This is a genomic window from Paenibacillus sp. IHB B 3084 (genome assembly GCF_001447315.1).
In the GTDB taxonomy this organism is placed as follows: Bacteria; Bacillota; Bacilli; order Paenibacillales; family Paenibacillaceae; genus Paenibacillus.
Genome location: NZ_CP013203.1, coordinates 5,031,365 through 5,053,246 on the forward strand (window position 1 = coordinate 5,031,365; position 21,882 = coordinate 5,053,246).

Genomic DNA, 21,882 nt, shown 5'->3' on the forward strand with positions numbered 1-21,882 from the left:
CGAAATTTAAGATACGCATTAATACAGTGTAAAGTCGGACTAAAAAATATCATGTTTGCACCCAGAGAACTCGGGATATTAAATGAACGGGAAGTGCGCGATACAGCACTGCGTTTACTTGAGCGGGTTGGTACCAAGTTTGCTGTGCGTGCGATTTCTGAGGGTCTGCATAAAGAGGAGTATGCCAACAATATTCGTACAACAATTATATCGCCAGGAATGTTTACGACTGAAATAACAGATCAATCACAGATGTGAATTTCAAACCTGTCGTTGAAAAAATGTAGGAAGGCGCAATTGATGTAGAAAGCATTGCTCGTTCCATTGCATTTGCGATTGAACAACCTTCGGATGTAGCTATTAATGAAATCTAAAAAGAATACTGTCTGCTTAGAGATGAGAATTTGTATAAACGGATAAAAAATCTTTTTGAAATAAAAGGGTACAGTTTAATTTTGGAAAATCCGCACCATGCTGACTCAGCTTGGTGCTATTTGATGTTTTCAGGCGTATGGAATATTTTTCTTCCATTCTGACGACAATGGTTAGCAGCACGCGAATAGGCTGGAGGACTACATAACGGGCTCCGGTGCTTTACGCCAATATGTTGAGGAGGGAACCGATTGTGAAGAAAAAAGTGGTAGCGTTCATCCTGGCTTGTCTGGTGGCCTTGACTGCAGTCCCCGTCGGCGGTTGGGCCGAGGAAAGCAAACCTGAAAGCAAGCCCAAGGAGGGTTCTGCGGCTGAGCTTGCTCCCGAGGCTCTCTCGGCGATCCTGATGGATGCGGATACGGGTACAGTCATCTATGAAAAAATAGCCGTGAAAAGCTTCCTCCGGCGAGTATTACTAAAATTATGACCATGCTGCTGACGATGGAGGCTATTCATGATGGCAAACTCAAGCTGACCGACAAAGTACGGGCCAGCGAATATGCGGCTTCGATGGGGGATCGCAAATTTTTCTGGAGCCGGGAGAAGAAATGACCGTCGATGAGATGCTTAAAGGAGTCGCGATGGCTTCCGGTAATGATGCTTCCGTGGCGATGGCTGAGAAAATTGCGGGCTCTGAGCAGGCTTTTGTCGAATTGATGAATGCCAAGGCGCAGCAGCTTGGTTTAAAGGATACCCATTTTGCCAATTGCAATGGTCTGCCGGTAAAAAATCACTATTCTTCTGCGCATGATATTGCAGTCATGAGCCGTGAACTGCTGAAATATCCCCAAATTACGAAATATACAGGAGCGTATCAGGACTATTTACGCAAATCCTCGGCCAAGCCGTTTTGGCTGGTGAATACGAATAAGCTGGTTCGCTTTTATACAGGAGCGGACGGGCTGAAAACTGGCTACACAGGGGAAGCGAAATTTTGCCTTTCCGCTACGGCCAAGCGTGATGGTATGCGTGTAGTCGCTGTCGTACTTGGCGAACCGAATACCAAAACACGTAACAATGAAGTATCCTCCATGTTCGATTATGCATTTTCCCAATACACGATGAAATCAGTGTACAAGCCGGGTGACCTGCTGGGAAGCGTAAAAGTCGAGAAGGGAGTACTGCCGGAGCTGAAAATTCAGGCAGATCGTTCCTACAGTGTGCTGGTGAAAAAGGGTGGAACGAAAGATACGCTGCGTCATGAGCTGCAACTCGCCCCAAGTCTGAAAGCTCCTGTCCGTGCAGGTGATCCGGTTGGCAAGTTGGTTGTCTATCAGGATGGTAAACGGCTCAAGGAGTTTAACATAACCTCACCCGTGGCGGTGGAGAAGGCTGGATGGTGGAAATTGTTTAAACGTACCATGTCGAACCTGTTTTCTTTGTAGATTTTAAGGGGTTTTCTTCTAGTTTTGTCGGAGGGCAGGAATCGTCTGCGGGTGCGTAGAAATCCTTGTCCAAGACCGGGAGGAGAGTGAGTAAGCATGAACCTGCAAATTGAAATGGAGCATCACCGGGGGTGTTGATTGTAAGACTGTCCGGTGAGCTTGATCACCATACGTCGGACATGGTCCGTATGCAAATGGATGAAGCGATTCAGCGTCGCCAATGCGAGCATATCGTGCTCAGCCTGAAAAATCTTCAGTTTATGGACAGCTCCGGCCTTGGCGTTATCTTGGGACGTTACAAGCTGATTAAGCAAAAGGGCGGCAAGATGGCTGTCTGCGATGTCAATCCGCCGGTACACCGACTGCTGGATATGTCAGGCTTGTTTAAAATCATGCCTGTATATGAAAACGAGGGAAATGCGCTCACGGAACTGGAGGTGGTGTCATGAGAGAAAGTACGGGAAACAATTTCATGAGCTTGCAATTTGCCGCCAAATCCGAGAATGAAGCGTTTGCCCGCGTCGCTGTCGCTGCCTTTATTTCCCGGCTTGATCCGACGATGGACGAGCTGAGCGATCTGAAAACCGTGGTGTCCGAGGCGGTAACGAACAGCATCATTCACGGCTATGACAGCGATCCGTCCGGAGTCGTGACGATCAAGGTAGGGATTGAAATGGACGTGGTTACACTGGTGATTGAAGATGCAGGAAGAGGGATCGAGGATCTGGAGCTGGCGAAGCAGCCTCTGTATACCTCCAAGCCTGAACTGGAACGCTCGGGCATGGGTTTTACCATTATGGAAAATTTCATGGATGAGTTTGAAGCAGTCAGTGAGCCGGGCGGAGGCACGTCGGTCCGGATGAAGAAAAGGATTGAATCCAAGAAAGCTTTATATAATTAGGGGTTGATCCTATGGAAGCAGGAGGAAAAAAAACTTCGAACAGCTATTTGGAGGATGCGGAAGTCAAACGGCTCATTGCACGGAGTCAATCCGGTGATAATGATGCCCGTGAGACGCTGGTCAATAGTAATATCCGGCTCGTATGGTCTGTCGTGCAGCGCTTTATGAACCGGGGATATGAACCTGACGATCTTTTTCAGATCGGCTGCATCGGTTTGTTAAAATCGGTGGACAAATTCGATCTAAGCTATGAAGTCAAATTTTCAACGTATGCGGTCCCGATGATTATTGGGGAAATTCAACGTTTTCTGCGCGATGACGGCACGCTTAAGGTTAGCCGCTCCCTCAAGGAGACGGCCAATAAGGTCCGCAAAATGAAGGACGAGCTGTCCAAACGGCTGAACCGTTTACCTACGATCAAGGAAGTCGCAGATGAACTGGGAGTTACACCAGAAGATGTTGTTTTTGCCCAAGAGGCTAACAAGCCGCCAACCTCGATTCACGAAACGGTGTTCGAAAATGACGGCGATCCGATTACGCTTATGGATCAGATTGCAGATGAATCGCAGGAGCGGTGGTTCGACAAGCTGGCGTTGAATGAGGCTATCGGGGGGCTGACTGAGCGGGAAAGGCTCATTGTATATCTGCGTTATTATCGCGATCAGACCCAATCAGAGGTCGCAAGCCGACTTGGTATTTCCCAGGTGCAGGTATCGCGGCTGGAAAAAAAGATTTTGCAGTCGATTCGTGATCAGATTGCTCAATAATACGGTGAGGATTGCTAAATCCTTATGCTACGTAATTCAAAAGGGTATTCCCAAGCCATGTTAATGGTCAGGGGTACCCTTTTTTGCGTGGAGAAAAAGAAAGTGCACAGAATATGTTTCTTGGCTTCGCCTCATACTAACCAGTAATTACGAGGATAAGGAGGGGATCGGATGACTCATAATCCGGCTCCTACAGTGGCTCCCATAGTCTATTTACGTCTCCGCAGTCGTGTACGCATGTTAAAGGGGCATGACTTGCATTTGGGGGATGTAGCCCATCTGCTGGCAGATCCCGAATGGGAAAACGAGCTGCTGGAGCTTGTTCTCAAGCGGCCGCAGCAGCAGGACGGTAATCTGATACTAGTGGACATGCTGCAAATCATTTCGAAAATTAGAGAACGCATTCCGGGTGTCGTCGTGGAATCTCTCGGCAAGCCGCATGTGCTTGTGGAAATCGTGGAGAAGCCGCGTAAGCCATCCAGAATATTATTTGTTCTGGTGTGGGTGCTTCTGTTCTTTGGCTCTGCGCTCACGATTATGAATTTTCACGCTGACGTCAGCATGATGGAGGTACAGGTTCGGATTGTTGAGATGATTACCGGACACAAGGATGAGCATCCATATCTGTTTCAGATTGCGTATTCGATCGGTATTGGCTTCGGCATGATTGTGTTCTTTAATCATTTATTCAAAAAAAAATGGAACGAGGAGCCGACGCCGCTGGAAGTGGAAATGTATCTGTATCAGGAAAATGTGGATCAGTACGTAGTGGCGGAGGAATATGAAAAGATGGCCCGCATGCATACGAAGGATAAGCGCCGATGATGATGTATGTACAGGGTGCACTTCAGATCATTTTAGGCATCGCCGGAGGCGTTGCGGTGGGTGGTGGCGTGATCGCACTTTTTATTGTGCTGGATATGATTCCCCGGCTTGCACAGCTTACCCGTACCTATAACAAATCACGAGCATACGAAAAATCTATGATTTTAGGTTCAGTGGTGGGAACGGTATCCGATTTTTGGAATATATGCTTGCCGTTGCCGGGCGTACTTACGTGGATACCGGGGTTGTTTTGCGGAGTGTTTATCGGTTTACTCGCCGCAGCACTGACGGAGGTACTGAATCTCTTGCCTATACTCGCCAAGCGGCTCCATATGACCGTGTATATGTTTGGCCTGCTGATGGCGATGGTGCTGGGTAAGATGACGGGTTCGTTTTTTGACTGGTTCGTATACAACCGATAAAAGGAAAGTGAAGGGGGCAAGAGATATGGAGCATAGACCGGATCAAGAGCATCAGGAGGAAGGAGCCATCGGAAGGGAAGGTTACACTGCTGGGGAGGAAGAAATGAGTCCGTGGAAAAAAAGGCAGGCACAGGAGTCAGAACGTTTTAAGCACAAAAAAGAGAGTGAGCGTTCTGATAACGTAGAGGAATCCGTCCGCTATTGGCAGGGTGAGGATGATATTTCGCCGAGAATGAAGGATAATCGGGATACGCTCAAAACAGTAATCGGTCTGGGGGAGACCTTTGATGTCGTATTCAGGGAGATGACACTAGGCGGGCGACATATCGGCTATCTGTTTCTGAATACCTTTGCCAAGGACCTGGTCATGATTGAAGTGCTGAAGCGGCTCACCTATCTGACACCGGATGATCTGTCTACAGACGGACTGCAATCGTATTTTGAAAATTATATTCCGCATATTCAGGTGGAAAAGACAGACAAAATGTCGGTTGTCATCAACAAGGTGCTGACAGGCTATAGTGCCTTCTTTATGGAAGGTGAGCGCTTTTCGATCATTTTGGACACCCGTAATTACCCGGTACGTAATCCCGAGGAACCGTCACTGGAGCGCGTCGTACGTGGTGCCCGTGACGGCTTTACAGAGACGATGCTGACAAATGTGGGATTGGTTCGTCGCCGCTTGCGGGACCCCGGGCTTAAATTTGAGGCGATGCAGGTTGGCCGCCGCACCCGGACAGACGTATGCTTGGGCTATATTGATGATATCGTGGATAAAGTGATGGTGGACACGGTACGCGATAAAATTAAAAACGTCAATCTGGACGGCATCCCGCTGGCGGATAAGCAATTAGAGGAGACGATTATTAATAAAGGCTGGAATCCATATCCATTAGTGCGGTATTCGGAGCGACCAGATGTTGTGGCTTCGCATATTATGGAAGGCCGACTCGTTATTTTCGTCGATACCTCACCCAGCGTGATGATCTTGCCCACCACCTTTTTTGACCTGTGTCAGCATGCGGAAGAGAATCGGCAAACGGCTTTTATGGGGAGCTATTTGCGCTGGGTTCGCTTTATAGGGATTTTTGCCTCGATGTTTTTGCTTCCGATGTGGCTGCTTATGGTCATCAATCCCGAGCTAAAACCGGCGTTTCTTGATTTTATCGGTCCTCAAAAGGAAGCTCATCTGCCGCTGATCGCCCAGTTTATCATTGTGGAGTTGGGGGTCGATCTCATGCGCATGGCGGCTGTCCATACACCGACACCGCTGGCTTCGGCGATGGGCTTGATCGCCGCCATTTTGGTCGGGGATATTGCGGTCAAAACGGGACTTTTCGTCAACGAAGTTGTGCTGTATATGGCTGTGGCTGCTATCGGGATGTTCGCAACGCCGAGCTATGAATTGGGATTGGCGAATCGGCTAATCCGGCTGGTTTTGCTGATCGCTGTGGCTATTTTCCACGTTCCGGGTTTTATCGTAGGCACGACACTGATCATTTTGATGCTGACGCTGCACCGATCATATAATTCTTCCTATCTGTGGCCGTTCATTCCTTTTAATGCCAAGGCGATGGCTTCCATCTTGTTCCGTGTGCCTGTACTGAGTTCGACTAACCGTCCGTCATCTAACAAAACGCGGGACAATACACGCATGCCGGGTACGGATGCAAACACGGATTCGAACTCTGGCAACGGGCAGGAACATTAATATAAATGATCTGTATAAAAATCCATTCTTCTTAATGCTTTTTTTGCTATACTGGTGTTAACATTCGATGGAATATGACTTGCTTGTTCCAGAAAGAGAGGCGCCAGAACATGTATTTGCATGGAAGCAGTAAAATTAACAGCACTGGACATTTGGAGATTGGCGGATGCGACACGACCCTTCTGAAGGAGCGCTTTGGAACACCGCTATATATTGTAGATGAACAGTTAGTACGCCAGCGTTGCCGGGAGTTTATAGAAGCTTTTCATGAAACCGGGTTGAAGTTTCAAGTCGCTTATGCAAGCAAAGCATTTTGCGTAATGGCGATGTGTGCTTTGGCTGCAGAAGAAGGGATGTCGCTCGACGTCGTTTCCAGTGGAGAGCTGTTCACCGCGCTGCAAGCTGGATTTCCGGCAGAGCGAATCCATTTTCACGGCAACAACAAAACACCGGAAGAAATTGAAATGGCGTTAGATGCGCAAATTGGTTGCTTCGTGGTCGACAGCGAGATGGAGCTGCATTTGCTTCAGGCCCTTGCCTCCGAGCGGAAACAGCAGGTAAATATTTTATTGCGGGTTACACCGGGGGTTGAAGCACATACGCACGAATATATGGCCACAGGCCAAGAGGATTCAAAGTTCGGTTTTGACATTGCGAACGGTACAGCAAGCCATGCGGTGGAGCAGGCTATCAGGCTAGATCATCTGAACCTGCTGGGGGTACATTCCCATATCGGATCGCAAATTTTTGAAGTGAACGGCTTCCAAATGGCTGCCGAACGGGTTGCCGCTTTTTCCAGAGAAATCAAGGAACAGCTTCAGTTTTCTTTCAAGGTTATTAATCTGGGTGGGGGATTTGGCATTCGTTACACAGAAGAGGACACACCACTGAAAATTTCCACCTATGTACAGGCTATCGGCGAAGCGGTAAAAACTCATTTTTCCGGGCTGTATGACGAGCTTCCTGAAATCTGGATTGAACCGGGACGGAGCATTGTAGGCGACTCCGGCACCACCTTGTATACCGTGGGCAGCCTCAAGGATATCCCACAGGTGCGCAAGTATGTCTCGGTTGACGGCGGAATGACGGATAATCCGCGTCCAGCGCTATATCAGGCGAAGTATGAAGCCATGCTGGCTAACCGGGCGCACGATGCGAACGAGGAGACGGTATCCATTGCGGGCAAATGCTGTGAAAGCGGCGATATGCTCATTTGGGATGTGGAGCTGCCGCGTCCGACCAGCGGGGATTTGCTCGCTGTTGCTTCAACCGGAGCCTACAATTATTCCATGGCGAGTAATTATAACCGGATACGTCGACCAGCGGTTGTATTTGTAAACAATGGTGAGGCCGAACTGGTGGTACGCCGGGAAAGCTATGAGGATATCGTTCGGAATGATGTCGTGCCACAGCGTTTGGTTCGTGACCAAGCCAGTTCATCGGTTCATCCCAACGCCAAGATTACGGTTTCTTCCTGATTTTGAATACGTGTGACGAAACAGGCCATTCATCCGGAGTGATATACCGGGGACAATGGTCTCTTTTTTTGGACAAGGCTTTGCTAAGCGCGGCAATTCATAGTAAACTGGAACTTGATGCTATTTAGCTTTCAAAACAGGTTGAAAAGGAGCTACAAACAATGAAAAAAGGTAGAATAGATCTTGAAAACGGCGGTATCGTCGAAATTGATTTTTTTCCAGAAGAAGCGCCAAACACGGTTGCTAACTTTGAAAAGCTGGCAAACAGCGGTTACTACAACGGCTTGAGCTTCCACCGCGTTATTCCAGGCTTTGTTGCCCAAGGTGGTTGTCCTAATGGAACAGGCACAGGCGGCCCTGGCTACACGATCGACTGCGAAACAGCTACGAACACAACGAAGCATGCCAAAGGCGTTCTGTCCATGGCGCATGCAGGCCGTAACACAGGCGGAAGCCAATTCTTCATCTGCTACGCTCCACAGCCGCATTTGGATGGAGTACATACTGTATTTGGTCAAGTGACCAAAGGTATGGAATTCATTGATGCTGTAAAACAAGGCGACAAAATGAAAGAGGTTAAAGTATTTGACGCGTAATATACCGTTAAATGCATGATCTTTTTCTTAACGTTACACCTAAGCCGTTCTGTCTTTGGACAGGGCGGCTTTTTGTTGTCTTTTGTTTGACAGTTTGCTGATTTTCGCATTCACGCAGGTCTTAAAGTGAAGAAGATCACATTCGAAAAGTAAGTGTTGTGATAGCCTTTTCATAAGAATGCATTTTCCATTTTTTTATATGAGTATTCAAGCTTAGTAAGGGTTGCAAAAGAAGGGGGTTTATCACATTGTCTATTTTAACGAGCACAAATCGACTCGGATTTTTTGAAATCCGGCTGGAGTCCATTGGTGGACTCGGCGCTAATCTGGCTGGTAAAATGCTGGCTGAAACCGGGGTGCTTGGTCTGGGGCTGAATGCTTCAAATTTTTCGTCATATGGTTCGGAAAAGAAGGGAACCCCGGTCAAAAGCTTTGTCCGTTTTTGTGATCCCGGGGTGGATATCCGCGATCACAGTCCGATTGAGCAACCGCATGTGGTAGGCATTTTCCATGAAACGTTATACAAAACGGTAAATGTCATCAGCGGACTGCCAGCGGATGGGATTGTAGTGGTTAATTCTACACGTCCAGCAGAAGAAATACGGGCTGATTTGGGACTGGTATCCGGTACATTAGCGGTGGTGGATGCGATGGGCATCGCCCTGGAGGAGCGGACCAAGCTGAATACGTCCATGCTGGGTGCGCTGTTCCGCGTCTGTGATTTTTTAGATCCGGAGGCGATGAGATCGGTTATTCGCAGTACTTTTGAAAAGAAAAATCCACAGTTGGTGGAGCCTAATTTGCGTACGTTTAACCGTGGTTTTGAAGAAATGGAACTGCACGTATATCCGGTTACTGATGACGCGCAGGATCGGGTTTTTGAACGTCCGCAGCCTTTACTGGGGTACGAAACGCAGCCATTGGGGGGCGTTATTGCGACTCAGGGGAACAGCATGACGAGAGATGTTAGTGGTTCACGTCAGGGGTATGTGCCTGAATATGAAGCTGATAAATGTACCCATTGTGCCAAGTGTGATTCGATTTGCCCGGATTACTGTTTTGTATGGGAAGAGCAAGCAGACAAACGCGGAAGAATGATTCCATTTTTGCAAGGGATTGATTACCAGTATTGCAAAGGATGTCTGAAATGTGTAGATATTTGCCCATCGGGGGCATTAAGCTCGCGTCGCGAGCAATGGGGATGGGCGGAACAGAATCGAGTTGCCCACCAATTTCCGGTATATGAAGGAGGGCGTGCGTAATGGCAAAACTGGAGGAAGAACTCAAACAGACAGGCGCCGCGCAAGTGACAACGTTCGAATCCGGTAATGAAATGGCAGCTACGGCGGCTGCGCAGATCAATTATCATATGATGGGATATTTCCCGATTACTCCATCTACCGAGGTAGCGCAGTATCTGGATCAGATGAGAACGAGAGGGCAGCATAATATTAAGCTGGTTGCAGCAGACGGAGAACACGGATCGGCAGGGATTTGTTATGGAGCAGCCGCAGCGGGAGCGAGGGTTGTGAACGCCACTAGTTCGCAAGGTTTCCTGTACATGCTGGAGCAGTTACCTGTTCAGTCAGGTACTCGTTTTCCAATGGTTATGAATCTGGTGACACGTGCTGTCAGTGGTCCCCTGGATATTCGCGGGGATCATTCGGACCTGTACTATGGTTTGAATACAGGCTGGGTCATTTTGACGGCAAGTACACCACAGGCTGTGTATGATATGAACATCATGGCACTAAAAATCGCAGAGCATAGCGATGTTCGGCTGCCTGTAATGGTTGCATATGACGGTTTTTATACGTCCCATCAAAAACGTAAAGTGCAATATTTTGCCGATGCTGAGACCGTGCGCGGTTTTGTAGGTCCTAACCCGAACTTAAATTATCCGAATATTACGGATTTTGATCATCCTGTTACCGTGGGCGCGCATATGAACGGCGATGACCTGACGAATAATCATGTTCAGCTGTCCGAAGCACTGAAGCTGTCAGAAGGAGTATATGAGCAGGTAGCAGCAGAATATGCCGCTTTATCCGGTCGGGAATACCCGATTTTGGATCTGTATCATATGGAGGATGCTGAGGTCGCGGTATTCCTGTTGAATTCGGCGGCTGAATCGGCCAAGGATGTGGTGGATCAACTCCGCGCGCGCGGGATTAAAGCTGGTGTGATACGTCCGAATATCATCCGACCGTTTCCTGCCGAGCAGCTTCGCGAGGCATTGCGCCATGTCAAGGCGCTGCTGGTGGGTGAACGTGCGGATTCGTACGGCGCCGATGGCGGTAATTTGACGCACGAAATCAAGGCGGCCTTACAGGAGGACCCGCTGAATCGGACACTCGTGTTGAGCCGTATCTTTGGCTTGGGGGGCAAGGATTTTTATGCGGAAGATGCAGAGGCGTTCTTCCAGCTTGCGATTGAGGCGGCAGAGGCCGGACGAGCGGAGAAGCCCTTTGATTATTACGGAATTAATCTGGGTTCACCGGACAAGGTGATGCCGCAAGTTATGCAGCCGCCACGGGGCGATGCGTACCGTACGGGTCTCATTCAGGTTACGCCGGATGAGGTGACCGGGAAGCTCAAGGTCAAGGTACCGCCGCTGCGTTCGCTGACGACCAAACCACGCCGTCTTACGCCGGGTCATGGGGCGTGTCCAGGCTGTGGAGCGCTGTCTGCGCTGGAGCTGTTTTTCAAAGGCATCGAGGGAGATATCGTCGTGCTGTTCCAGACCGGTTGTGTATACGTGGTCACGACAGGTTATCCGTATACATCACACAAACAGCCGATGATTCATAATCTTTTTCAAAATGGGGCTGCTACGCTCTCTGGAGCGCTGGAGGCTTACATGGAGATGAAGCGCCGCAATGAAATTAAGATGGCGGATGATCCGACCTTTATCATGATCAGCGGTGACGGTGGGATGGATATTGGTATGGGTTCTGCGATTGGTGCGGCTCTGCGTAATCATAAGCTGATCATGCTGGAATATGATAACGAGGGGTATATGAATACAGGTTCACAGCAATCGTACTCCACTCCGCTCGGTCACATGACCAGTACGTCGGGTGTAGGCAAAATGCAAAAAGGCAAGCAGGGGCATCACAAGGATACGGTGCAAATTATGGCTGCCTGCAATATTCCATATGCCTTCACGGCAGCCGAAAGCCATCCGCAGGATATGCTGCGTAAAGCGGCCAAAGCACAATGGTATGCAAATAACGTGGGGACCGCCTATGGTAAAATCCTGTGCGCCTGCCCGCTGAACTGGAAATCCGAGGATAGACTGGGTACCAGCATTGTGGGAGCTGCTGTGGAGTCTTGCTTCTTCCCGCTGTACGAGATTGAGCAAGGCAGTACGACGATTACGTACAATCCGGAGGACAAGGGAAAACGGATTCCAGCCGCAGAATGGCTCAAATTAATGGGCAAAACAAAACATCTTCTTAAGGAAGAAGCCACGCTGGCTACCTTTGAGCAGGAGATTGAACGCCGATGGAATATTCTGAAAAAGAAACATGAAATTTCGGAGCTATAATCCAGTTTTTTGCATAATACACTTTGAACATTGTTATAAGATGTTGCGGTACCGGTTCGATCAAGATTCTTTGCGCTTGTTGCGCGAAGAATCTTTTTTGTCGTTTATGGGATGAAGCATAAAAAATCAGGTAATGATTTCCGATATAGGAGTGGAGGCCTACGTGAAACATGTTGAATTAGTGCTTTCTCTGAATTTTAAGATGCAATGAGGTGCAGGTATGATTAAGCTGAATACAGTTGAGATAATCGAAATTATAAAGAAGCAAATACCCAAGGTCATGAATATCACGCCAGTGGAATTGAAATTTACGGATGACTTTGGACGGACTTCGCTGGCAGCGACAGATCACAAATTTACGCTGACGAACCAGCACTATTCAGCCAAGGTGATGGATTGTGTGCTGGAAACGCAGGTGCGTCCCATTTTAATGTGCGAGATTATTTATTTTCTGAAATGCGAGTTTATCGACGGGCATGTTGATGTACGGCTGGATTACGATATATGCACGGAGGGTGGCCGCGGACCAACCGCTTCAGCGGTCATTACGTTCGATCATGCTACGCAGCTCGGGATCGAAGAACTGGCCGATCTGATTGATCTGGCGCTTCACATGAATGATAGAGCCTGGTTTGAAGAGCTTTCCAGCCAATATGTCAAAACAAAAGCAGAAGCGTCTATCAGATAACTTGCTTTTTTTAGAAGTCGGTGCTAATATACGTAACAAGTTTAATGCTAATTCAATTGAATAAAGCAAGATCCTTCGGGGCGGGGCGCAATTCCCCACCGGCGGTGATGACGTGTCTGTAAATCGCTTCTGCGATGAACAGCGCGGCTTAGTCCGTGACCCGGATGCTGAGCGATCAGCAGAAGGTGGACCTGGTGCAATTCCGGGACCGACAGTATAGTCTGGATGGGAGAAGGATACGAAGCGCATGTGCATGACATGTGCCGATTTTTAGCATACGTAATGGTACGTACGGCTTATTTCGTTGCAGGTAGCAAACGGAAGATTGCTTGTTCTACAAGCTTTCGTTTTCGCACGCGCTCTGAGCGTATTTAGTTGTATGGTCAGTCATGCTTTCTATTGGCAAACTTATCATTCATGTGGTCTCAGGATGTATATGGACTGCGCTTGTATACTGAAAATTCGACTCTCATCACCCCCATGACGGATATTATCCGGACTGGGGGGTTTTTGCGCTTATGCCTGATGAATTAGGGATAAACTGAACTTTAGATGGGAAGGAGTGAAGGCATGTTTACCGGATTGGTCGAGGAAGTGGGACGCATTCAGCAGATTTCCAGAAGTGGAGAAGCGATGGTGCTGGGCATTGCGGGTTCTGTGGTATTGGGCGATTTGAAAATAGGAGACAGTGTTTCCGTGAATGGTGTTTGTCTGACCGCAACACAGGTGGGTACTAAGGATTTTAAGGTTGATGTGATGCCTGAAACCTACCGCAGCAGCAATCTGAAAGAGTTGAAATCCGGTAGCCGGGTCAATCTGGAACGGGCTATGGCGGCGAATGGCAGGTTCGGAGGGCATATCGTGCAAGGACATGTGGATGGAACGGGCACGATTCGTCGGGTGACATCAGACCAGAATGCGGTTGTGTACGAAGTTGCACCTACAGATCAGGCAATATTCAAATATATTCTTCTCAAAGGCTCGATTACACTCGACGGCATCAGCTTGACGGTTGCCCAGCGCACAGGAGATACCTTTGCCGTATCTATCATCCCCCATACCTTATCTGAGACGGCCTTGCAGGCCAAACGTGAGGGAGACACCGTCAATATTGAATGCGACATTTTAGGTAAATATGTGGAGCAGCTTTTGAATTACGGAAGATCAGCGGCGATGGAGGAAACGGAGAAAGCTCCTATGAGTCTGGATTATTTGGCGAAACACGGCTTTGCCTGATGCCACAAGAAATAAGGAGGAAAGCGTAATGGAAAGCGGAAGAAGTGAGAGCCATTCAAATATAGTGGCTGACGTAGTGGAATATGGTGTGTTGGAGCAGGAAGTGGAAATTCGTCTGGATTCCATTGAAGAAGCGCTGGAGGATCTAAAAAACGGTAAAGTCGTGATCGTGGTGGATGATGAGCAACGGGAAAACGAAGGCGATTTTATCGCTCTGGCTGAAAAAGCGTCCCCCGAGGTCATTAATTTCATGATTACCGAAGGCCGCGGGTTGGTCTGCGTACCGATTACAGGGCAAAGAGCCGAGGCACTGGAATTGCAACCGATGGTGGAGCAAAATACAGATTTCCACGGCACAGCCTTTACGGTGTCGGTAGATCATAGAGAGACCACAACGGGGATTTCAGCAGCCGAGCGTTCTTTGACCGTGCGTGCGCTGGCCGACGAGACAGCCACAGGGGGCGATTTTCGCAAGCCTGGTCACATGTTTCCGCTGATCGCCCGCGATGGGGGTGTTTTGCAGCGTGCGGGTCATACCGAGGCGGCTGTCGATCTGGCCCGACTCTGCGGCTCCAAACCCGCCGGGGTCATTTGCGAAATTATAAAGGAAGATGGGTCCATGGCCCGAGTACCCGATTTGGCAGTGATCGCCAACCGTCATCATTTGAAGCTGATCAGTATTCAGGATTTGATTGATTATCGTCGTCGTATGTCATTGTAAATAATTTAAAAAAGAGAGGTTGATTCATATGGCACGTTTTCTGGAAGGTAATCTCGTATCGGATGGTTTGAAGTATGGTATTGTGGTAGGCCGGTTTAATGAGTTTATTACAAGTAAGCTGTTAAGCGGTGCAATCGATGCGCTTCAACGGCATGGAGCGCAGGAAGATGAGATTGATGTAGCCTGGGTGCCAGGTGCTTTTGAAATTTCACTGATTGCTCAAAAAATGGCTGCAAGCGGTAAATACGATGCCGTTATTACGCTGGGTACGGTGATCCGTGGTTCTACCTCGCATTATGATATCGTCTGCAATGAGGTAGCCAAGGGTGTGGCGGCAAGCAGTCTGAAAACAGGCGTGCCTGTTATTTTCGGTGTAGTGACGACGGAAAACATTGAGCAGGCTATTGAGCGTGCAGGTACGAAGGCTGGTAATAAAGGCTGGGATTCTGCACTGGCTGCGATTGAGATGGCGAATCTGGGCAAGCAGTTTTAATTTTGCGAATACCTGAATTGAACGACATAACTATAGCAGGAAAAAGGGATTGGATTGTTAAGCAAGGCGATGACGTATATACTACAGAAAGAGGGATTGATAAAGTCGAGCATAAGTGCTAACGGGGAAAGGTATTGTTGAATGATGATTGGAGTAAGGCAGGGGGAAGCACATTGACAGTCGTAAATTACAAGCTGGAAACATTCGAGGGTCCGCTGGACCTGCTGTTGCATCTGATTGATAAGGCCGAGATCGATATTCAGGATATCCCGATTAGTGATATTACCGATCAGTATATGGCTTTTTTGCACAGTATGCAGGAGCTGGAGCTGGACATTACGAGCGAGTTTCTGGTGATGGCGGCGACGCTCTTATCCATTAAGAGTAAATTGCTGCTTCCCAAGCCACCTGTAATGGAATATGATGATTTGGATTTTTATGAAGAAGAGGATTATGATCCACGGGATGAACTGGTTCGCAAGCTGGTGGAGTATCGTAAATATAAAGGGATTGCCCGCCATCTGAGTGAGCGTGAATGGGAACGAAGTCTGATCTATGGCAAGGAGCCGGAGGATTTGAGCGCATACCTGCCCACCGAACCCGCCAATCCGGTGCATGGGCTGCATGCAAGCGATTTGGTCGCGGCTTTTCAGCGTGCGCTGCGCAAAGCAGAACGACGTACGACGGTAACCCGTATTCACCGGGATGAGATTTCGGTCAAGGACCGTATTCGGCAGGTCATCGGGGCGTTGGAGATGGTAGGAACGGGGGGACGGCTTCTGTTCTCCAAGCTGATGCATGAGGATATGTATCGGCATGAAGTGGTAGTCACCTTTTTGGCTATCCTCGAATTGATGAAAATGAAGCAGATTTTCTGCTATCAGGAGAAGCTTTTCGATGATATTGTAATGGAGTGGAGAGGGGATTTACGGGTTAATGGATTATCTGAAGCTGAAATCAATTATTGAGGGGCTGCTGTTTCTCGCGGGAGAGGAAGGGTTGTCCGCCAAGCAGATCGCCGACATTGTAGAGCAGCAGCAAGAACTGGTTGAAAAGGGTCTGGAGGATATGAAGCAGGACATGGAGCAGGGAGGAAGAGGTCTGCAAATTGTCCGTATCGCCGGGCACTATCAGCTTGCAACCTTATCCGAACATGCACCTTATTTTGAAAAGCTCGCCTACTCTCCGGCACGTGCCTCGCTGTCGCAAGCGGCCTTGGAGACACTTGCCATTGTGGCCTACCGCCAGCCCATTACAAGAGTTGAAATCGAAGATATTCGCGGTGTCAAATCTGAGCGGGCCATACATACTCTGGTCAACAAGGAGCTTATTGAGGAAAAAGGTCGGGCTGAGGCTATCGGACGGCCGATTTTGTACGGTACGACGAAGTCATTTTTGGATTATTTTGGTCTGGGCTCTTTGGCGGATTTGCCGCAGCCTGAGCAGTTTGAGGACTCGGATAATTTGGAGGAAGAGACACAATTGTTGTTCGAACGTTTGGAGAGTAATCACCCGGATATGAACGATACGGAATCTTGATGCCTGACAGGAGCTTGTTTTACAGGTTTCTCTTCATTGTTAAAGGTTCGAAATTTAGAAAACAGCCAGTCCTTGCGTAATGGGGCTGGCTGTTTAGCGTTTCAGGATGCATGTTTTCCGGGTGAAGGGTCATACTATTTTTGCCATGGTATATCTATGTAGAAAAAAGGAAGGGAGGACTCGCCAGTGTGGAAATGGATCGGTATCGCCATCATCGTCGTCTTGTTACTTGTGCTGGCTGTTCTGCTCTCCCGTATCCGATTGAAGCTGGATATTGCCAAGCATGATAATGATGACCGGGCGCATCTGGAGATCAGATTTCTGTACGGGTGGATTAAAATAAACTATGACATTCCGGCTATTCTGCTGGCAAGTTTGCAGAAAGGGCTACTCTATCGACTCGATCGCAACAAAAACATACATAAAACCGATGCTTCTATTGACAGCGGCACCATCGATAAAGAGAAAATCAAGCTATTTATACACGATATTCGGATTCTGCTGAAAGGAACACGCTCCTTTCACCGATGGATACGTCATACGCTATCCCATGTGAAAATGTCGAAAATGGAATGGTCCACCAATATCAGTCTTGCTGATGCTGCTTATACGGCTACCTCTACCGGTATTCTCTGGGGACTGAAAACGTCACTGATCGGTTTTGCCTCCAGCTTTGTGCGCATGAACTGCACGCCCAAGCTGTTTGTTGTGCCCTATTGGGTAGATCGCCTGCGTTTTACTACCACTTTGACCTGTGAGGCAAGTATTTCACTAGGTTATGTCGTTTATTCGATGCTCATGTTGGCTTACCGCATATGGCGCGTACCGGGCGGTCCAGAGGCGTGGAAGCGCGTATTCTCCAAGAAACCTGAGAATCGTCAGGTCAGCAGTGAAGAGTAAAGAGCGATGGAATCCATCCTTCTCTGAACTTAGGGTAGCACAAAAATACTCTTGATAATATTGTCGAATTTTATCGAATATCTTGATTTATTTATATAATGTCGATAGAATTAGTCGTAATTATAGCAGAGAGATTGTGCGTAACAAGAGGAGGCAGTAAAGGTTGGGCGATTCATGGAGATTAGGGATTGATATTGGGGGAACATTTACGGATTTAACCATATTGGACAATCAGAACGGCAAGCTATGGGGAGTGAAAACTCCAACCATTCCGTTGGACCCTGCACAGGGGATTGCAAATGGATTAGCCTTGTTGAAAGAGCGTGGCATCAAGCCGGAGGACATACATTACTTCGTGCACGGCACTACAATAGGTCTAAATACGTTACTACAGCGTCGCGGTGAGGCGATTGCACTCATCGTAACCGAGGGATTCCGGGATTTGCTGGCTCTCCAGCGTTTACGGCTGCCGATACCATATGATTTTCGTTCCAGACTGCCTGAGCCGCTTGTGCCGAGAGAACGGGTCTTTACGGTAAAAGAGCGCATGCTGCATGACGGTACGGTACATACCTCATTAGATTCTGATAGTCTGGATCAAGCGATTCGCGGGGCGCTGGATTCCGGGGTGAGCGGGGTAGTGGTTTGCTTCCTGCATAGCTATAAAAACCCGCAGCATGAGCAATTGGCTGTTCAGCGGATACGTGAGATCGCTCCCCAGTTGGGTGTGAATGCGTCTTCCGCCTTGTGGCCTCAGATGAGGGAATACGAGCGGGCGGCTATGACGTCCGTTAACTTGTATATTCAGCCAAACGTCCAGCGTTACTTTGAAACGCTTCGTGAACGTTTGAATGAAGAAGGAGTTCAGACGCAACCTTTTATTACGCAATCGAATGGCGGTATTATGGATATTGGCACAGCTGCACAGGCGCCAGTACGAACTTTGTTTTCCGGACCCGCCGCAGGGGTAATCGGTGCAGTACAAGCCGCAAAATCTGCAGATATTGCCAATGTCATCACTTTTGATATGGGGGGCACGAGTGCCGATATTTCCATTATTGAAGCCGGTAAGCCTACATTCACACAAACCAATCAGTTGGCAGGGATGCCGATTATGCTACCTTCCGTTTCGATGTATTCGGTAGGGGCAGGCGGCGGTTCCTTTGCCTGGATTGACAATGGAGGGCTGCTTAAGGTAGGACCGGAGTCAGTCGGTTCGTCTCCGGGGCCTGCCTGTTACGGCACGGGGGAAAGAGCTGCTTTGACGGATGCGTTTCTTTTGTGCGGATATTTGAATTCGGATAGGTTCGCCGCAGGGCATGTACAGCTTTTCCCTGAACGTTCTGCGCAAGCAATTCGTCCCATTGCCGAGCACTTGGGAACAGATGAACGAATGGCCGCCGACCGAATGATTCAGGTAGCTGTGGCGAATATGTATGCAGAGCTAAGCGCGGTGATGGAGCAGCACGGCTTTGATCCACGGGAATTCAGTCTGCTTGCCTTTGGCGGCGGCGGACCGGTAACGGCTAATTTTTTGGCAGAGGAAATTCAGGCACAGAGTGTTCTGGTTCCACCGAATCCCGGTACGTTGTGTGCGCTAGGAGCACTGTCGGCTGATTTTGCCTATGATGCAGTATTATCTTTACAGCAGCGGTTTGATGAGTATCCTTCCGATTCGCTCGCACGTGAATTTGATGTTTTGGCAGAACAGGCGCGGCAGTGGCTTGATCAGCAGCAGGTGGAGGGGCTGGAAGGGATCGCACTTCATTACTCGATGGATGCACGTTACAGCGGACAAGCCTTTGAAATTGAGCTTCCGCTGGATCGCTCCATGCTGGAAGACGGAAACGGTGAACGGATTGTCACCGCTTTTCACGAACTGCATCATCGTCAATACGGGCACAGTGATCCTTCTGCCGTATTAGAGTTGATTAACCTGCGGGTACGGTTGGCAGGCCATACGATTAAACCTCAGATTGCCTCCATTCCAGAGGCGACGGATCAAATTCAGCCTTCGGGAACACGACGTATTGTCTATGGCGGAACGGATTATACCGCTGATGTATACGCTCGTACCGAGCTGCGTGCAGGCCATCGGTTCGAAGGACCAGCTATCGTCGAACAGGATGACACAACCGTTCTTGTGCTGAACGGCTGGTATGGCGTGACGGATCCGTCCGGCAACCTGATTTTGAAACGAAAAGAGGTATGCGGATGAAGACAGATCCGGCAACACTGGAAATCATGCGAAGTTATTATAATGCGATTGCGGCGGGAATGGGCCACATTATTGAACGGACATCGTTCACGACATTTGTGAAGGAGTCGGCGGATTTTGCCACTGCCTTAGCGACGCCGTCGGGAGAGTTTTTTGTTTACCCAAAAACTGTTGGTGTAACTATATTTTTGGGTTTAAGCTTACAGCGTGCAGCAGAGGCGTGTGAGCCGCTGGAACCGGGCGATATTATCATTACCAATGAGCCGTATTCCACCGACGGATTGGCGACACATTTGCCAGATGTTCATGTATTCAAACCTATTTTTGTGGACGGTGAGCTGATATCCTACGCCTGGGCATTTGTTCATTGCAGTGATGTAGGCGGCCTGGTACCCTCCAGTATTTCGCCCGAGGCCACGGATATTCACCAGGAAGGTTTACGTATACCTCCGGTGAAGCTTTATAAGCGTGGTCAAGCCAATGCGGACGTCCATTTGTTTCTGAATGCGAACAGCCGGGCGCCACAGCTCAATCTGGGTGATTTTAATGCGATGGTGGCTGCTGTCAATACAGCCGAACAGCGGATGCATACGCTGGTGAACAAGTTTGGTGTCCAAGCCGTGAAGGACAGTATGCAGGACCTGATGGATCAGGGGGAGCTTCGTGCCCGCAAGGTCATCGAACAAATTCCCGACGGCACTTACAGCTTTGCTGATTATCTGGACGATGATATGGTTTCGGATACCCCTGTGCGTCTGGCCGTGTCGGTTGTGGTCAAGGATGGAAGCATTACGCTTGATTTTTCCAACTGTGATCCACAGGTGAGAACGGCATTTAATCTCGTGACGAACGGGAAAAAGCATTCGTTTCTGTTCCAGGGATTAATCAACTATATTATTAGTTCTGATCCGTTTATTCCGGTTAACGGAGGTATTACACGACCCATTTCGGTCATTGCACCGGCGGGTACGCTGGTTAATCCGGTATATCCGGCTGCGGTGGGCGTGAGGCATACGATTACGATGCGGTTGTATAACGCTGTGCTTGGGGCGCTTGCAAAAGCTATTCCAAATGAAATCCCGGCGGCGGGTGCCGGGCAATCTGCGATTGTGGTGTTGTCCACCCCTGACGTTTTGAGTGGTTCGCGTAATATGGCTGTAGTTCAGCCGATGGGCGGTGGAGGCGGAGGTCACAGTGACATGGAAGGAGCGGACGGAATCGATCATGCTTCCGGTTTTCTCCGAAATACCCCGATTGAAAGTCTGGAGCAGCACATTGAAGTGCTGGTTCATCGCTATGAATTGTTGGAAAACACGGCAGGTGCCGGACTGCATCGCGGGGGTCACGCCATCCGACTTGATTTTGAGATTCGGGAGGAAGGTTCGATAGTAACGGCTAGAGGCATGGAACGTCTCCGCTTTCATCCTTGGGGACTGGCAGGCGGACAAGCCGGTTCCTTGGGACAGGTCACATTGAACCCCGGCCGTGCGAATGAACGAAAACTACCCAAAATTAGTGTACTTCATCCGGAGCCAGGCGATGTGGTCAGCATTCAGTCTCCAGGTGGGGGCGGCTGGGGCAGTCCGTTCAAGCGCGATCCCCAAGATGTATTGGAGGAAGTGTGCGCTGGTCTACTCGGGGTGCAGCAGGCAGAGAACTTATACGGCGTTACCGTTCAAATACAAGATGGTGCGTGGGTAGTGGATGAAGCATTGACGCGCCAGTACCGGGCTGGCAAGACTGCGGAAGTCACGGACTTGTGGGATTTCGGGAGCGCAAGAGAAGCCTATGAAGCTGTCTGGACATCCGAAGCAAGCGACCGCCTAGCGCAGTTGCTCCAACAACTTCCGCCGACTCAACGTGCTATTCGCAAGCAGTTGGTTCATGAACGTGCTGAACAGATTTATCCGCAGCAGAAGCTGTCCGCCGAGTCGATTGAGCAATTGTGGCAGGATTTAATGTAGAAGGTATTTTATTATTCATAAAAGGTGGTTATGTCCATGAAAAACAAGAGAAATTT

The 21,882-nt window shown here is 48.9% G+C and carries 18 protein-coding genes, 3 pseudogenes and 1 riboswitch; all 21 genes and pseudogenes read left to right on the plus strand.

Features of this window, described 5'->3' with window-relative positions; all coding sequences use genetic code 11:
• Positions 1-39: 39 nt before the first annotated feature.
• Positions 40-374: pseudogene (locus tag ASL14_RS29685) on the plus strand (hypothetical protein); the annotation flags it as partial.
• A gap of 251 nt (positions 375-625) precedes the next feature.
• Positions 626-1,817: pseudogene (locus tag ASL14_RS23560) on the plus strand (D-alanyl-D-alanine carboxypeptidase family protein).
• 96 nt (positions 1,818-1,913) lie between these two features.
• Positions 1,914-2,266 (plus strand): annotated as a pseudogene (spoIIAA, locus tag ASL14_RS23565) (anti-sigma F factor antagonist).
• Entirely contained in the window at positions 2,263-2,718 is a 456-nt protein-coding gene (gene spoIIAB / locus ASL14_RS23570; protein WP_134913783.1) for an anti-sigma F factor, read from the plus strand. The pseudogene spoIIAA and the gene spoIIAB overlap by 4 nt, the downstream one beginning before the upstream one ends.
• Before the next feature lie 11 nt (positions 2,719-2,729).
• Positions 2,730-3,485, plus strand: coding sequence for an RNA polymerase sporulation sigma factor SigF (sigF, locus tag ASL14_RS23575; protein WP_134913785.1), 756 nt, complete (start codon positions 2,730-2,732; stop codon positions 3,483-3,485).
• A gap of 171 nt (positions 3,486-3,656) precedes the next feature.
• Positions 3,657-4,310, plus strand: coding sequence for a stage V sporulation protein AA (locus tag ASL14_RS23580; protein ID WP_134913787.1), 654 nt, complete (start codon positions 3,657-3,659; stop codon positions 4,308-4,310).
• On the plus strand, positions 4,310-4,732 hold the full coding sequence (locus tag ASL14_RS23585; protein WP_134914619.1) for a stage V sporulation protein AB: 423 nt from the start codon (positions 4,310-4,312) through the stop codon (positions 4,730-4,732). The genes ASL14_RS23580 and ASL14_RS23585 overlap by 1 nt, the downstream gene beginning before the upstream one ends.
• Before the next feature lie 25 nt (positions 4,733-4,757).
• Positions 4,758-6,443, plus strand: a complete 1,686-nt coding sequence (locus tag ASL14_RS23590; protein ID WP_134913789.1) for a spore germination protein — start codon at positions 4,758-4,760, stop codon at positions 6,441-6,443.
• A gap of 110 nt (positions 6,444-6,553) precedes the next feature.
• Positions 6,554-7,921: a diaminopimelate decarboxylase gene (gene lysA / locus ASL14_RS23595; protein ID WP_134913791.1), complete on the plus strand. Its 1,368-nt coding sequence runs from the start codon at positions 6,554-6,556 to the stop codon at positions 7,919-7,921.
• 161 nt (positions 7,922-8,082) lie between these two features.
• Positions 8,083-8,517, plus strand: a complete 435-nt coding sequence (locus ASL14_RS23600; RefSeq protein ID WP_014282150.1) for a peptidylprolyl isomerase — start codon at positions 8,083-8,085, stop codon at positions 8,515-8,517.
• Between the two features lie 248 nt (positions 8,518-8,765).
• Positions 8,766-9,779: a 2-oxoacid:acceptor oxidoreductase family protein gene (locus ASL14_RS23605; RefSeq protein WP_134913793.1), complete on the plus strand. Its 1,014-nt coding sequence runs from the start codon at positions 8,766-8,768 to the stop codon at positions 9,777-9,779.
• Positions 9,779-12,067 carry a thiamine pyrophosphate-dependent enzyme gene (locus ASL14_RS23610; protein WP_134913795.1) on the plus strand — a complete coding sequence of 763 codons (2,289 nt, stop codon included), beginning with the start codon at positions 9,779-9,781 and terminating at the stop codon, positions 12,065-12,067. The genes ASL14_RS23605 and ASL14_RS23610 overlap by 1 nt, the downstream gene beginning before the upstream one ends.
• 220 nt (positions 12,068-12,287) lie before the next feature.
• Positions 12,288-12,755 carry an IDEAL domain-containing protein gene (locus ASL14_RS23615; RefSeq protein ID WP_134913797.1) on the plus strand — a complete coding sequence of 156 codons (468 nt, stop codon included), beginning with the start codon at positions 12,288-12,290 and terminating at the stop codon, positions 12,753-12,755.
• Between the two features lie 67 nt (positions 12,756-12,822).
• A riboswitch (FMN riboswitch) is annotated at positions 12,823-12,996 on the plus strand.
• Positions 12,997-13,325: 329 nt separating this feature from the next.
• A complete protein-coding gene (gene ribE, locus ASL14_RS23620; RefSeq protein ID WP_134913799.1) occupies positions 13,326-13,991 on the plus strand; it encodes a riboflavin synthase in 666 nt (221 codons plus the stop codon).
• Between the two features lie 28 nt (positions 13,992-14,019).
• Positions 14,020-14,712, plus strand: coding sequence for a 3,4-dihydroxy-2-butanone-4-phosphate synthase (gene ribB / locus ASL14_RS23625; RefSeq protein WP_269465361.1), 693 nt, complete (start codon positions 14,020-14,022; stop codon positions 14,710-14,712).
• Positions 14,713-14,740: 28 nt separating this feature from the next.
• On the plus strand, positions 14,741-15,205 hold the full coding sequence (gene ribH, locus ASL14_RS23630; RefSeq protein ID WP_044646811.1) for a 6,7-dimethyl-8-ribityllumazine synthase: 465 nt from the start codon (positions 14,741-14,743) through the stop codon (positions 15,203-15,205).
• A 173-nt stretch (positions 15,206-15,378) separates the two neighbouring features.
• Positions 15,379-16,173, plus strand: coding sequence for a segregation and condensation protein A (locus ASL14_RS23635; protein ID WP_025685827.1), 795 nt, complete (start codon positions 15,379-15,381; stop codon positions 16,171-16,173).
• Positions 16,142-16,744, plus strand: a complete 603-nt coding sequence (gene scpB / locus ASL14_RS23640; protein WP_134913801.1) for an SMC-Scp complex subunit ScpB — start codon at positions 16,142-16,144, stop codon at positions 16,742-16,744. Before ASL14_RS23635 ends, scpB begins: the two co-directional genes overlap by 32 nt.
• A 186-nt stretch (positions 16,745-16,930) precedes the next feature.
• Complete coding sequence (locus ASL14_RS23645) at positions 16,931-17,644, plus strand: DUF2953 domain-containing protein (protein WP_134913803.1); 714 nt, start codon at positions 16,931-16,933, stop codon at positions 17,642-17,644.
• A 163-nt stretch (positions 17,645-17,807) separates the two neighbouring features.
• A complete protein-coding gene (locus ASL14_RS23650) occupies positions 17,808-19,862 on the plus strand; it encodes a hydantoinase/oxoprolinase family protein (protein WP_134913805.1) in 2,055 nt (684 codons plus the stop codon).
• On the plus strand, positions 19,859-21,826 hold the full coding sequence (locus ASL14_RS23655) for a hydantoinase B/oxoprolinase family protein (protein ID WP_134913807.1): 1,968 nt from the start codon (positions 19,859-19,861) through the stop codon (positions 21,824-21,826). Before ASL14_RS23650 ends, ASL14_RS23655 begins: the two co-directional genes overlap by 4 nt.
• Positions 21,827-21,882 lie beyond the last annotated feature (56 nt).